This is a genomic window from Burkholderia sp. AU45388 (assembly GCF_030481585.1).
Taxonomy (GTDB): domain Bacteria; phylum Pseudomonadota; class Gammaproteobacteria; order Burkholderiales; family Burkholderiaceae; genus Burkholderia; species Burkholderia sola.
This window is the reverse complement of the sequence record NZ_JAUJPV010000012.1, coordinates 124,596-138,093: the sequence shown is the minus strand read 5'-3', so window position 1 is coordinate 138,093 and position 13,498 is coordinate 124,596. Positions and strand designations below refer to the sequence as shown.

Genomic DNA, 13,498 nt, shown 5'->3' with positions numbered 1-13,498 from the left:
GCGATTGAGCGGGCGGCTTCCTTCCGTTCAATTTTCCATTCGAACAAGGTTCATTGAATGATCACTCGCGCTGAATTGCTGGACATGCTTGCTTCGAACGCGCCGCAGGGTTTCGAGGCGCAAGCGCTGGGGCTGGTGCCGATCGTCGTCGAAACGAGCGGCCGCGGCGAGCGTTCGTACGATATCTATTCGCGTCTCCTGAAGGAGCGCCTGGTGTTCATGGTCGGCGAAGTGAACGACCAGACCGCCAATCTCGTGGTCGCGCAATTGCTGTTCCTCGAGAGCGAGAATCCCGACAAGGACATCAGCCTCTACATCAACAGCCCGGGCGGCTCGGTGTCGGCCGGGATGGCGATCTACGACACGATGCAGTTCATCAAGCCGGACGTGTCGACCCTGTGCATGGGCCTCGCGGCCAGCATGGGCGCATTCCTGCTCGCGTCGGGCGCGAAGGGCAAGCGCTTCGCGCTGCCGAATTCGCGCGTGATGATTCACCAGCCGCTCGGCGGCGCGCGCGGCCAGGCATCCGACATCGAGATCCAGGCACGCGAGATCCTCTACCTGAAGGAGCGGTTGAACAACCTGCTCGCGCAGCACACGGGCCAGGACGTCGAGCGCATCGCGCGCGACACCGACCGTGATAACTTCATGTCGAGCGAGGACGCGAAGGCGTACGGGCTGATCGATCAGGTGCTATTGAAGCGCCCGTGAGCTTAAACGGGGTGCCGCCCCGATTCGGGCCGGCGCCCTCAAACGTCCCGAGTGCCCTGAGCATCTGCGGCAAGCGCATCCAGCCGGCTCCGGTCGCGCCCTAGGCGCGGCGTCCGGAGCAATCGGCGTATCATGTCATTTACCTGTCCGGAGGCTCTACATTCATGGCGGACAAAAAAGGTTCGAACAGCGAGAAGCTGTTGTATTGCTCGTTTTGCGGGAAAAGCCAGCATGAGGTGAAAAAACTCATCGCGGGCCCGTCGGTGTTCATCTGCGATGAATGTATCGACCTCTGCAACGAAATCATTCGCGACGAGGCGGCTGCCGCCGGCGTCGAGGCCAGCCTGTCCCGGTCGGATTTGCCGAGTCCGCAGGAAATTCGCGACATCCTCGATCAGTACGTGATCGGCCAGGAGCGCGCGAAGAAAATCCTCGCGGTGGCCGTGTACAACCACTACAAGCGCCTGAAGCATCTCGACAAGAAGGACGACGTCGAGCTGTCGAAGAGCAACATCCTGCTGATCGGCCCGACGGGCTCCGGCAAGACGTTGCTCGCGCAGACGCTCGCGCGGTTGCTCAACGTGCCGTTCGTGATCGCGGACGCGACGACGCTGACCGAAGCCGGCTACGTCGGCGAGGACGTCGAGAACATCATCCAGAAGCTGTTGCAGAACTGCAACTACGAGGTCGACAAGGCCCAGCGCGGGATCGTCTACATCGACGAAATCGACAAGATCAGCCGCAAGTCGGACAACCCGTCGATCACGCGCGACGTGTCGGGCGAGGGTGTCCAGCAGGCGCTGCTGAAGCTCGTCGAGGGCACGATGGCGTCGGTGCCGCCGCAGGGCGGCCGCAAGCACCCGAACCAGGATTTCATCCAGGTCGACACGACCAACATCCTGTTCATCTGCGGCGGCGCGTTCGACGGTCTCGAAAAGGTGATCACCGATCGTACCGAGAAGACCGGCATCGGCTTCGGCGCGACGGTCAAGAGCAAGCAGGAACGCGACGCGGGCGAAGTGCTGCGCGAGACGGAACCGGAAGACCTGATCAAATTCGGTCTGATCCCCGAATTGATCGGCCGCCTGCCGGTGGTCGCGACGCTCGGCAAGCTCGACGAAGCCGCGCTGATGAAGATCCTGGTCGAGCCGAAGAATGCGCTCGTCAAGCAGTATCACAAGCTGTTCGCAATGGAGCGCGTCGAACTGGAAATCCGGCCGGGCGCGTTGCAGGCAGTCGCCCGCAAGGCGATTCGCCGCAAGACCGGCGCGCGCGGTTTGCGTTCGATCATCGAACAGGCGTTGCTCGACGTGATGTACGAGCTGCCGACGATGAAAGGGGTCAGCAAGGTCATCATCGACGAGAATGTCATCGATGGGGACGGCAAGCCCTTGCTGATCTACGAGGACACGCCGAAGGTGGCGGGTTCGAACTGACCGGCTTGCCGACGATGTTCAGCGAAAAAGGCCGTTCATGAGTCCGTGGGCGGCTTTTTTTCGTTTATCTTGTGGGTAACTCTGACTCGACACGCGGTGGTTACTTTCTTACCGAATATTTCCCGCACTTGAAGGCTTGCAATTCGTTGTGGCGGCCTCAATTACCGAACAATTGATTCCACTCATGGGGAAATGAAATGTCAGGCACCCAACTTCTCCCGCCGGAACGCATCACGCTCCCGCTGCTGCCGCTGCGGGATGTCGTCGTTTTCCCGCACATGGTCATTCCGCTCTTCGTGGGCCGGCCGAAATCGATCAAGGCCCTCGAAGCAGCGATGGAAGGCGGCAAGCACATCATGCTCGTCGCCCAGAAAACCGCGGCCAAGGATGAACCGACCGAAAAGGACATGTACGAGGTCGGTTGTATCGCCAACATTCTGCAGATGCTGAAGCTGCCGGACGGCACCGTGAAGGTGCTCGTCGAGGGCCTGCAGCGCGCGAAGGCGTTGTCGATCGAGGAACAGGAGACGCAGTTCTCCTGCGAAGTGATGCCGCTCGAGCCCGATCACGCCGACAGCGCCGAGACGGAAGCGCTGCGTCGCGCGATCGTGTCGCAGTTCGACCAGTACGTGAAGCTGAACAAGAAGATCCCGCCGGAGATTCTCACGTCGTTGTCGGGCATCGACGAAGCGGGGCGCCTCGCCGACATGATCGCCGAGCGCCTGCCGCTCAAGCTCGACCAGAAGCAGCACATCCTCGAGATGTTCCCGGTCATCGAGCGCCTCGAGCACCTGCTCGCGCAGCTCGAAGCCGAGATCGACATCCTGCAGGTCGAAAAGCGCATCCGCGGGCGCGTGAAGCGCCAGATGGAAAAGAGCCAGCGCGAGTACTACCTGAACGAACAGGTCAAGGCGATCCAGAAGGAACTGGGCGAGGGCGAGGAAGGTGCGGATCTCGAGGAACTCGAGAAGCGCATCAACGCCGCGCGCATGCCGAAGGAAGCCAAGAAGAAGGCCGACGCAGAACTGAAGAAGCTGAAGCTGATGTCGCCGATGTCGGCGGAAGCCACCGTCGTGCGCAACTACATCGACACGCTGATCGGCCTGCCGTGGCGCAAGAAGAGCAAGGTCAACAACGACCTGTCGAACGCCGAGCAGGTGCTCGACGAGGATCACTTCGGCCTTGAGAAGGTCAAGGAACGGATCCTCGAGTATCTCGCGGTGCAACAGCGCGTGGACAAGGTCAAGGCACCGATCCTGTGCCTCGTCGGGCCTCCGGGCGTCGGCAAGACCTCGCTCGGCCAGTCGATCGCCCGCGCGACGAATCGCAAGTTCGTCCGGATGGCGCTCGGCGGCGTGCGTGACGAAGCCGAGATCCGCGGCCACCGCCGCACGTACATCGGTTCGATGCCGGGCAAGATCCTGCAAAGCCTCGCGAAGGTCGGCGTGCGCAATCCGCTCTTCCTGCTCGACGAAGTCGACAAGATGGGGATGGATTTCCGCGGCGATCCGTCGTCGGCGCTGCTCGAAGTGCTGGATCCGGAACAGAACCACACGTTCGCCGACCACTACATCGAAGTCGACTTCGATCTGTCGGATGTGATGTTCGTCGCGACGTCGAACTCGCTGAACATCCCGCCGCCGCTGCTCGACCGGATGGAAGTGATCCGTCTGTCGGGCTATACGGAAGACGAGAAGGTCAGCATCGCCCAGCGTTACCTGCTGCCGAAGCAGAAGAAGAACAACGGGCTGAAGGAAGGCGAGATCGAGGTCACCGAGCAGGCGATCCGCGACATCATCCGCTACTACACGCGCGAAGCCGGTGTGCGTTCGCTCGAGCGGGAAGTGTCGAAGATCTGCCGCAAGGTCGTGAAGATGCTGCTGCTGAAGAAGGCGTCGGGCGCGATCAAGGTCGATGGCGAGAACCTCGACACGTTCCTCGGCGTGCGCAAGTACGACTTCGGCCTCGCGGCGAAGGAAAACCAGGTCGGTCAGGTGACGGGCCTCGCGTGGACGGAAGTCGGCGGCGATCTGCTGACGATCGAAGCCGCGGTGATGCCGGGCAAGGGCAACGTGATTCGTACGGGCTCGCTCGGCGACGTGATGAAGGAGTCGGTCGAGGCTGCGCGTTCGGTCGTGCGCTCGCGTTCGCGTCGTCTCGGTATCAAGGACGAAGCGTTCGAGAAGCAGGACATCCACATCCACGTGCCGGAAGGCGCGACGCCGAAGGACGGTCCGTCCGCCGGCGGGGCGATGACGACCGCGCTGGTGTCGGTGCTGACGGGTATTCCCGTGCGGGCCGACGTCGCGATGACGGGCGAAATCACGTTGCGTGGCGAAGTGCTGCCGATCGGCGGGCTGAAGGAAAAGCTGCTGGCTGCGCATCGCGGCGGCATCAAGCTCGTGCTGATCCCGGAAGAGAACGTGAAGGATCTCGCGGACATTCCGGACAACGTGAAGAACGCGATCGAGATCGTGCCGGTCCGCTGGATCGACAAGGTGCTGGAACTCGCGCTCGAGCGTTCGCCGACGCCGCTGCCGCCGGAGGAAGAAGCGAAGGCTGCGGCGCCGGTCGGCGAGGCGGGGAAGGATGCCGGCTCGACGGAAGTCGTCAAGCACTGAGGCCGTGAACACCGTCGTTGTTGACGGTCGTTCACAAAAACCCGCGGCAACGTCCGCGGGTTTTTTTATGCGCATCGGAGTCGTGCGAGCATGTGCGTTAAAAAATTCGCGCGCAGGCTTGGCAAAATGTTCGGGGATGAATTAAACTTGCGGGCTCGCTGATTGTTGATGCGCAAAACGCAGATCGCAGTCGGAACGAATCGGAAACGGGTGCTTAGCTCAGCTGGTAGAGCGGCGCCCTTACAAGGCGTAGGTCGGGGGTTCGAACCCCTCAGCACCCACCAGTTTCACGATTCAGCCAGACCAAGGAGCGGTAGTTCAGTCGGTTAGAATACCGGCCTGTCACGCCGGGGGTCGCGGGTTCGAGTCCCGTCCGCTCCGCCAGAAATAAGAAAGCCCGCCTTGTGCGGGCTTTTTCATTTGTATCGTTCGTTGTGCCCACTTGCGGGCACGTGACCGCGGAGTGGAGAGCGGCTGCCGAATTCCAGTTCCATTCGCGCACGGCATGACCTGCTTTTTTCCCGTCCCACCCCGTATGTTGTAATATCGGTCGTTTTGTCCAATTTTTCCGTCACGCATGCTCGATTTCTTCCGTAATCACCAGCGCCTGATGATGGCGCTCCTGCTCCTGATCGTGTTGCCGGGGCTGGGTTTCGTCGGGATCCAAGGCTTCCGCGGCTTCTTCGACGACAGTGCGAACGTCGCGGCGGTCAACGGGCACAAGATCACGCGGGTCGAATTCGACGGCGCGTTCCGCCAGCAGATCGACCAGGCGCGCCAGGCGCTTGGCGGACAGTTCGACATCAAGATGTTCGATACGCCCGAGCACCGCAAGCAGGTGCTCGACGGCCTGATCCAGCAACGCGTGCTGGCCGACGAGACGCAACGCCTGCACCTGACCGCGTCCGACAACGCGGTGCGCGACGCGCTGATGAGCGACCCGATGATCGCGTCGCTGAAAAAGCCCGACGGCACGATCGACGTCGAACGCTATGCGCAACTGCTGTCGTTCCAGGGGATGACGCCGGAGCAGTACCAGGAGCGCGTGCGTTACAGCCTCGCGCTGCAGCAGATTCCGGCCAGCATCGTGTCGAGCGCGTTCACGCCCAAGAGCCTCGCGCAACGCCTGTCCGAACTCGCCGCGCAGCAGCGCGAAGTGCAGGCGCTCGTGCTGAAGACGAGCGACTTCGCAGCGAAGGTCCAGCCGACTGACGCGCAGCTCACCGCGTACTACGACGCGCACAAGCAGAGCTTTGCGACGCCGGAAACCGCGACGATCCAGTACCTCGTCTATTCGCCGGCCGCGGCGGCCGCGAGCGCGCAGCCGACGGAAGCGGACATCAAGAAGTTCTACGACGACAACCCGACGCACTTCCGTACCGAAGCGCAGGTGCGCGTGAGCCACATCTTCATCGCCGCGCCGGGCAGCGCCAGCGCGGCCGACAAGGCGGCCGCGAAAGCGAAGGCCGAGCAACTGCTCGCCGACGTGAAAGCGCATCCGGATCAATTCGCGCAGATCGCGCAGAAGAACTCGCAGGACGCACCGTCGGCGGCGAAGGGCGGCGACCTCGGCTTCATCACGCGCGGCTCGACCGCGGGCGGCAAGGCGTTCGACGATGCCGCGTTCTCGCTCAAGCAGGGCGACGTGAGCGGAGTCGTGCAGTCGGATCTCGGTTTCCACATCCTGAAGGCGACCGAAGTGAAGCCGGCCGTCGTCAAGCCGTTCGCGGAAGTGAAGGACCAGATCGCGGTCGACCTGAAGCAGCAGTACGCAGCGAAGGCGTTCTCGGACAACGCGGAAGGGTTCACGTCGACCGTCTACGAAAAGGCGAAGACGCTGCAGCCGGCCGCGGACAAGTACAAACTGACGATCCAGACGGCCACCGTCACGCCGACGCCGAATCCGCAGCTGCCGCCGACGAGCCCGTTGAACAATCCGAAGTTCCTGGCCGCCGTGTTCGCGAACGACTCGGTGAAGAACCGGAACAACACGCAGGCGATCGACGTCGGCAACAACACGCTGATCTCGGCGCGCGTGACCGACTACAAGCCGGCGGCGGTGCCCGCGCTCGACACGATCAAGGACGTCGTGCGTCAGAAGGTCGTCGCCGAGCAGGCCGCGGAACTCGCGAAGAAGGACGGTGCGGCGAAGCTGGCCGAGTTGCAGAAGTCGAAGTCCACCGACGGGTTCGCGCCCGCGCAGAAGGTGTCGCGCACGCAGTCGCAGGGCCTGACGCCGGCTGCGCTGAGCGCCGTCTACAAGGTCGACGCGAAGACGCTGCCGGCTTACGTCGGTGTCGACCTCGGCGCGGACGGCTATGCGATCTACCGCGTGAACGCGGTGATCCCCGGTTCGGCGGTCGATCCGCAGCAACTGGCGGCCGCGCAGCAACAGATGGCGCAGGTCGATGCGCAAAGCGAAGGCGAAGCGTACCTCGCCGCGCTGCGCGATCGCTCGAAGGTGAAGCTGTACGGCAGCACGACGGCCAGCCAGCAGCAGGACGGCGACAACTGAGCATCGTTTCGTCCGCAACCATCGAAAAGCCCCGCTCGAAGCGGGGCTTTTCGTTTTCCGGTGCGGCCGCGGTCAGCCGTGCGGCTTGCCGAGTAGCGGCTTCAGCGCCGGCCATACATTGTCGAGCAGGACGCCCTGGGCCTGCTGCGCGGGGTGCATCTGGTCGGCCTGGAACATGTCCGGCTTGTTCTCGATGCCGGCGAGCAGGAACGGCACGAGCGGCACGCCGAGATCCTTCGACAGCCGCGTATAGACCGCATGGAACTTCTGCGTGTAGTCGGGGCCGTAATTGGGCGGCACGTACATGCCGACCAGTACGACTTTCGCCTGCGCACGTCGCGCGCCGGCGATGATGTCGCGCAGGTTCTGCTCGGTTGTCGCGAGCGGCACGCCGCGCAGCGCATCGTTCGAACCGAGCTCGACGACGACGATCGACGGCTTGAGCCGCTGCAGCACCGCGGGCAGCCGCGCACGGCCGCCGCTCGTGGTGTCGCCGCTGACGCTGGCGTTCGCGACGCTATAATCGATTCGCTCGGTCGCGAGCCGTTGCCGCAGCAGCGCCACCCAGCCGGTATCGCGCGGCAAGCCGTATTCGGCCGACAGACTGTCGCCGAGCACGACGATCACGGGCGTGTTCGATGCCGGCGCCGTCGCGGCGCGTGCGGGCACGGTGACGGCCAGCAGGGTGCCTAGCAGCGCGGCGGCCGCCGCGCGTCTTTTCCAGCGAAATGTGGTGTCCATGTTCAAGATTACCGATCCGATCATCGAAGTCCATGACGTGTGCAAGCGGGTTGCCGATGCAACGGGCGAGTTGACGATCCTCGACGGCATCACGCTCGCCGTGCAGCCGGGCAGCAGCCTCGCGATCGTCGGCGCGTCGGGGTCGGGCAAATCGACGCTGCTCGGCCTGCTCGCCGGGTTGGACAGCGCGACGAGCGGCACGGTTCGCCTGCTCGGCCGCGCGCTCGATCGGCTCGACGAGGACGAACGCGCGGCGCTGCGCAACGGCGCGGTCGGTTTCGTGTTCCAGTCGTTCCAGTTGATGCCGCACCTGACCGCGCTCGAAAACGTGATGCTGCCGCTTGAACTGCAGGGCGGCATCAGCGCGCGCGACGCGGCCGACCGCGCCCGGGCGCTGCTCGTGCAGGTCGGCCTCGGCGAGCGCACCGCGCATTACCCGAAGCTGCTGTCGGGCGGCGAACAACAGCGCGTCGCACTCGCACGCGCGTTCGTCACGCGCCCGGCGATCCTGTTCGCCGACGAGCCGACCGGCAGCCTCGACGCGGCAACCGGCCATGCGGTCATCGACCTGATGTTCGCACTGAACCGCACGCACGGCGCGACGCTCGTGCTCGTCACGCACGATGCCGAACTCGCGCGCCGCTGCGCGACGACCGTCACCATCGATGCCGGGCGCATCGTCGCGCCGCACGCGGCGTCGCGCAACGCGTGAACGTCCGCGCCGGCCGCGTAGCGCGGAGCGCGCGGTCGACACGGCATGACGCCGTCGCGTCAGAGATTCAACGCTTGAGCGCCGCGCGGGCGCGCTCGATCAGCGCGGTGGTCGACGAGTCGTGCTTCGCCGGATCGACCGAGTCGGCCGACAGGTCGGCCTCGACGACCTTGCCGAGAATCTTGCCGAGCTCGACGCCCCACTGGTCGAATGGATTGATGTCCCACACCGTCGCCTGCACGAGCACCTTGTGCTCGTAAAGCGCGATCAGCGCGCCGAGCGTGCGCGGCGTCAGCGCATCGACGAGCAGCGTCGTGGTCGGGCGGTTGCCGGGGAACGTCAGGTGCGGCGCGAGCGCTTCCTTGCCGGGCCCGGCGACCTTGCGCGCTTCCTCGAGCGTGCGGCCGAGCATCAGCGCTTCGCTCTGCGCGAAGCAGTTCGCGAGCAGCTTCGGATGGTGGCTCGCGAGCGGATGCTCGGGCGTCAGCACCGCGATGAAGTCGATCGGCACGATCGTCGGCCCCTGGTGCAGCATCTGGAAGAACGCGTGCTGGCCGTTGGTGCCCGGCTCGCCCCACGTGACGGCCGACGTCGGGTAGTCGACGAAGGTGCCGTCCAGGCGCGCGGATTTGCCGTTGCTCTCCATTTCGAGCTGCTGCAGGTACGACGGCAGGTAGTGCAGCGCTTCCGAATACGGCGCGACGAGATAGCTCTGCGAGCCGAAGAAATTCCGGTACCAGATGCCGATCAGGCCGAGCAGCACCGGCAGGTTGCGCTCGAGCGGCGCTTCGCGGAAGTGGCGGTCCATGTCGTTCGCGCCGGCCAGCAGTTCGTCGAACTGTTCGGGGCCGACCGCGATCATGATCGACAGGCCGACCGCCGACCACAGCGAATAGCGGCCGCCGACCCAGTCCCACATTTCGAACACGTTGTCGGCGGCGATGCCGAACTTCACGACTTCGGCCGGGTTCGCCGACACGCCGACGAAGTGCTTCGCGAGCGCGTCCTCGGAGCAGCCGCGCGCGACGAACCAGTCGCGCAGCGAGCGTGCGTTCGTCATCGTCTCGAGCGTCGTAAACGTCTTCGACACGATGATCGCGAGCGTTTCCTCGGGATCGACCTGTTCGAGCACGCGCGCGAGATCGGCGCCGTCGACGTTCGACACGAAGTGCGTCGAGATTTCGGGCGTCGCGACGTGGTGCAGCGCATGCACGACCATCTTCGGGCCGAGATCCGACCCGCCGATGCCGATGTTGATCACGTGGCGGATGCGCTTGCCCGTATAGCCCGTCCACGTGCCGCCGCGCACGGCGCGCGCGAACGTCGCCATCTTCGCGCGTTCCGCGCTCACCTGGGCGTGGAACGGCGCCTGCGGATCGGTCGCGCGCAGCGCGGTGTGCAGCGCCGCGCGGCCTTCGGTCGGGTTGACGACCTCGCCCGCGAACATCGCGTCGCGCCGCGCTTCGACGCCAGCCTCGCGCGCGAGCTGCACGAGCAGGCGCAACGTTTCGTCGTCGATGCGGTTCTTCGAGAAATCGGCCGCGAGACCGCCGCCCGGAATCGTGAAGCGTTCGGCGCGGGTCGGCGCGCGGTCGTTTTCCGGCGCGAACCAGTCGCGCAGCCGCGCGTGGCGGATCTGTTCGAAGTGGGATTGAAGGGCAGTCCAGGCGGGGAGCGATTTCAGCGTCATGGCGGTTCGAGTGAAGCGTGAATCGGGAGGAATGCCGCGCCGGCTCATCGTGATCGGAAAGCCAGCGGACGAGAAGGCCCGCCGTGCGGCGGGGCAGTCAGTATAGCGGCGTTACGTGTCGGCGCGCGGCGACGGATAAAAAAGGCGATTGATCAGCGTGCGCACCATCGGCGCGAGCTCGCCCGCGGTGAGCCCGGCCGGGCCGGCGCCGTTCGCGGTCAGCGTGTCGGCCGCGAGGCCGTGCAGGTAGACGCCGGCCAGCGCGGCTTCGTACGGCGCGATCCGCTGCGCGAGCAGCGCGCCGATCAGGCCGCCGAGCACGTCGCCGGTGCCGCCGGTGGCGAGCGCCGCGTTGCCGGTCGGGTTGATCGCCACGCGGCCGTCGGGCGCCGCAATCACCGTGCCCGAGCCTTTCAGCACGACGATGGCCGCGTAACGTGCGGCGAGCGTCTGCGCGGCCGCGACGCGATCGCGTTGCACGGCGGCCGTGTCGCCGCCGAGCAGACGCGCGGCTTCGAGCGGATGCGGCGTCAGCACGCACGGATGGCCGCGGGCGCCGCGCGCGGCGACGGCGGCCGCGAGGTCCGCGTGCGTCGCGACGAGGTTCAGCGCGTCGGCATCGAGCAGCGCCGCCGTGTCGAGCGCGAGCACGTCGCGCACGAGCGTCGCCGCGGCCTCACGCGTGCCGAGCCCGCAACCGGCCGCGATCGCGGTCATCGCGCCGAGGTCGACGGTGTCGGCCGGATGCAGCATCAGTTCCGGAAACGGCGGGTCGTACGGTGGCGTGCCCGCGCCAAGGAAGCCGACGTGTACCTTGCCGGCGCCCGCGAACAGCGCGGCGCGGGCGGCGAGGATCGGTGCGCCGCACATGCCCGTGTCGCCGCCGAGCACCGCCAGGCTGCCGTACGTGCCCTTGTGCGATGCGAAGGCGCGTGCGGGCAGCGCCGCGGCGAATCGCGCGGGCGCATTCAGCACGATGGCCGGTGCGGTGGGCGGCGCGACATCGAGCGACGCGACATGGATCTCGCCGGCGAGATCGCGGCCGTCGCCCATGTAGAGGCCGGGTTTCGCGCCGATGAAGGTGAGCGTGTGGGTGGCCGCGACGGCGATGCCCGCGTCGACGATGCGGCCCGTGTCGCTGTCGAGCCCGCTCGGCACGTCGAGCGCGAGCACGCGGCCGCCGCTGCGCGCATGGGCGGCGATGCGTTCGGCCTGTTCGGCGAACACGCCGTCGAGCGCGCGGCCGAGACCGATGCCGAACAGCCCGTCGACGACCCACGCGTAGCCGTCCAGCGACGCGGGCGGGATGGCCGACAGCGGCACGCCGGCCGTGCGTGCGAGACCGAGCGCCCATTGCGCGTCGTCCGGCTTGACCGGCACCGGCATCCACGCATGCGTCGCGACGCCGAGCTGCTGGAGCCGCGCGGCGGCCACGAGCGCGTCGCCGCCGTTGTTGCCGGGGCCGACCGCGAACCAGACGGGGCGGTCGTCGCCGGCGACGCGTTCGGACAGCCAGCGCGCGGCGGCCGCGCCGGCGCGGCCCATCAGCGTGTGCGGCGGCAGCACGGCGGTGGCGTCGGCTTCGGTGGCGCGCAGGTCGGCGACGCGCAAGAGCGCGATCGGATCGGAATCGGGGAACGGGCGGGTAACGGTCATCGCGGAGTCGTGGCGGCTGGCAAGGACGCCGCCACGGGCGGGCCCGCGGCGGTCAGGTCGTGAAGCGGCCGGCGTTCAGCGCGGCAAGCGTGTCGGCGGGCCAGTGCTGGACGTTGCCGCCCAGATAGTCGCTCACCACTTTAGCAGACCCGCACGCGAGGCCCCAGCCGGCCGGGCCATGGCCGAAATTGACGAACACGCGCGGATGCGGGGTCGGACCGACGACGGGCAAGCCGTCCGGCGACAGCAGTTGCGTGCCTTGCCACGACAGCGCGGCCGAGATCTTCGCGGCGCCGGGCACCCAGTCGTGGACGGCCTGGCCGAGCAGCGCGAGCGCGGCCTCGGACAGCGGCTCTGCGAGCGGCTTCGCGGTATCGGCGAGGCTCTGCAGCACGGCGGCCCCGCCGATGCGCAGCCGCTGATGGGTGCGCGTGATCGAGATCCGCTTGATCGAATCGACGATGCTCAGATGCGGCGCATGTTCTTCGTACGCGACCGGCGCGGTGAGCGTATGGACGCGCACCGGGTGCAGCGGCAGGCGCCAGCCGAGTCGATCGAGCAGCGGGAGGCTGCCCGCGCCGGCGGCGACCACGATCGCGTCGGCGGACATCACGTCGACTTCGCGCGCGTGCGCCGCGCTCCGGTTGCCGGGCGGCGCGAGCTCGACCGCGACGCGGCCGTTGTCGACGCGGATCGCGGCGACGTCCGCGCCGAAGCGGAACTGCACGCCGTGCTCGTCGAGCGTCTGCTTGACCAGTTTCGCGAACAGCGGGCAGTTGCCGGTGCGCTCGGTTTCGAGCAGCACGCCGCCGGCAAAGCCGGGCTCGGCCGGCACCGACGGTTCGAGCGCCACGCATTCGTCCGCGGTGAGCGTGCGATACGGCTGGTCGAGCGTGCGCAGCAGGTCGAGCGCGGGTTGCAGCGCATCCCAGTCGCGCGGATCGCGCACGACGTGCAGGATACCGGGCTTCTGCTCGAATTCGAGCTCGAGGCGCGCCTCGATATCGGCGAGCGTGTCGCGCGACACGTCGATCAGCGGGCGCAGCCGCGCGTACTGCGCGGCGAACGCGTCGGGCTCGCGCAGCATGCCGAGCTGCTTGACGAAGCGGCGCACGCCGCCGTTGAAGCCCGGCTTGTAGACGATGCCGCTGTCGCGCGGCTGGCGCTCGCGCATGAAAGTCGGGCCGAACCAGACGTCGAGCGGGCTCGGCAGCAGCGCGCCGCCGTCGCCGTAGGTCGCGCCTTGCGCGACGGTCGCGTGGCGTTCGACCACGCACACGCGATGGCCGGCCGCGCGCAACTGGTAGGCGGTGGCGACGCCGCTGATTCCGCCGCCGATGACGATGACATCCATTGGATTGCTTCGATGACGGGCGGCGCGCACGCCGCCCGGTGAGAATTCGCTGAGGGCCCGGG

General features: G+C 66.6%; 9 protein-coding genes and 2 tRNA genes. 7 read left to right on the top strand and 4 right to left on the bottom strand.

Annotated features, from left to right (window positions below):
* Positions 1 to 57: 57 nt before the first annotated feature.
* From clpP to QZM72_RS20150, 6 genes are all read left to right on the top strand, one after another.
* Positions 58 to 711 carry an ATP-dependent Clp endopeptidase proteolytic subunit ClpP gene (gene clpP / locus QZM72_RS20175; RefSeq protein ID WP_006496351.1) on the top strand — a complete coding sequence of 218 codons (654 nt, stop codon included), beginning with the start codon at positions 58 to 60 and terminating at the stop codon, positions 709 to 711.
* A 164-nt stretch (positions 712 to 875) separates the two neighbouring features.
* A complete protein-coding gene (gene clpX / locus QZM72_RS20170; protein WP_006489345.1) occupies positions 876 to 2,147 on the top strand; it encodes an ATP-dependent Clp protease ATP-binding subunit ClpX in 1,272 nt (423 codons plus the stop codon).
* Positions 2,148 to 2,344: 197 nt separating this feature from the next.
* Positions 2,345 to 4,768, top strand: coding sequence for an endopeptidase La (gene lon, locus QZM72_RS20165; protein ID WP_089467667.1), 2,424 nt, complete (start codon positions 2,345 to 2,347; stop codon positions 4,766 to 4,768).
* Positions 4,769 to 4,976: 208 nt separating this feature from the next.
* Positions 4,977 to 5,052, top strand: a tRNA-Val gene (locus QZM72_RS20160).
* A gap of 23 nt (positions 5,053 to 5,075) precedes the next feature.
* Positions 5,076 to 5,152: transfer RNA gene (locus QZM72_RS20155), tRNA-Asp, on the top strand.
* Between the two features lie 193 nt (positions 5,153 to 5,345).
* Complete coding sequence (locus QZM72_RS20150) at positions 5,346 to 7,283, top strand: SurA N-terminal domain-containing protein (RefSeq protein WP_301739016.1); 1,938 nt, start codon at positions 5,346 to 5,348, stop codon at positions 7,281 to 7,283.
* Between the two features lie 72 nt (positions 7,284 to 7,355).
* On the opposite strand, the gene QZM72_RS20145 is transcribed toward QZM72_RS20150, so the two are convergent.
* The gene (locus QZM72_RS20145; protein ID WP_089467665.1) at positions 7,356 to 8,024 is read right to left on the bottom strand and encodes an arylesterase; all 669 of its coding nucleotides are present in this window, start codon (positions 8,022 to 8,024) and stop codon (positions 7,356 to 7,358) included.
* Between QZM72_RS20145 and QZM72_RS20140 the strand changes: the two genes are divergently transcribed.
* On the top strand, positions 8,023 to 8,736 hold the full coding sequence (locus QZM72_RS20140) for an ABC transporter ATP-binding protein (RefSeq protein WP_089467664.1): 714 nt from the start codon (positions 8,023 to 8,025) through the stop codon (positions 8,734 to 8,736). The genes QZM72_RS20145 and QZM72_RS20140 overlap by 2 nt on opposite strands.
* 67 nt (positions 8,737 to 8,803) lie before the next feature.
* Here QZM72_RS20140 and pgi read toward each other — a convergent pair whose 3' ends face one another.
* The 3 genes from pgi to QZM72_RS20125 form a co-directional block, all read right to left on the bottom strand.
* Positions 8,804 to 10,426 (bottom strand): glucose-6-phosphate isomerase, encoded by a 1,623-nt coding sequence (pgi, locus tag QZM72_RS20135; protein WP_089467663.1) that lies wholly within the window; start codon positions 10,424 to 10,426, stop codon positions 8,804 to 8,806.
* Positions 10,427 to 10,537: 111 nt separating this feature from the next.
* Complete coding sequence (locus QZM72_RS20130; protein WP_089467662.1) at positions 10,538 to 12,082, bottom strand: NAD(P)H-hydrate dehydratase; 1,545 nt, start codon at positions 12,080 to 12,082, stop codon at positions 10,538 to 10,540.
* Between the two features lie 52 nt (positions 12,083 to 12,134).
* Complete coding sequence (locus tag QZM72_RS20125) at positions 12,135 to 13,436, bottom strand: FAD-dependent oxidoreductase (protein WP_089467661.1); 1,302 nt, start codon at positions 13,434 to 13,436, stop codon at positions 12,135 to 12,137.
* Positions 13,437 to 13,498 lie beyond the last annotated feature (62 nt).

Coding starts and splice junctions, on each gene's coding strand:
- clpP (WP_006496351.1), top strand. CDS start 58: ATGATCACTCGCGCTGAATTGCTGGACATGCTTGCTTCGAACGCGCCG.
- clpX (WP_006489345.1), top strand. CDS start 876: ATGGCGGACAAAAAAGGTTCGAACAGCGAGAAGCTGTTGTATTGCTCG.
- lon (WP_089467667.1), top strand. CDS start 2,345: ATGTCAGGCACCCAACTTCTCCCGCCGGAACGCATCACGCTCCCGCTG.
- QZM72_RS20150 (WP_301739016.1), top strand. CDS start 5,346: ATGCTCGATTTCTTCCGTAATCACCAGCGCCTGATGATGGCGCTCCTG.
- QZM72_RS20140 (WP_089467664.1), top strand. CDS start 8,023: ATGTTCAAGATTACCGATCCGATCATCGAAGTCCATGACGTGTGCAAG.
- QZM72_RS20145 (WP_089467665.1), bottom strand. CDS start 8,024: ATGGACACCACATTTCGCTGGAAAAGACGCGCGGCGGCCGCCGCGCTG.
- pgi (WP_089467663.1), bottom strand. CDS start 10,426: ATGACGCTGAAATCGCTCCCCGCCTGGACTGCCCTTCAATCCCACTTC.
- QZM72_RS20130 (WP_089467662.1), bottom strand. CDS start 12,082: ATGACCGTTACCCGCCCGTTCCCCGATTCCGATCCGATCGCGCTCTTG.
- QZM72_RS20125 (WP_089467661.1), bottom strand. CDS start 13,436: ATGGATGTCATCGTCATCGGCGGCGGAATCAGCGGCGTCGCCACCGCC.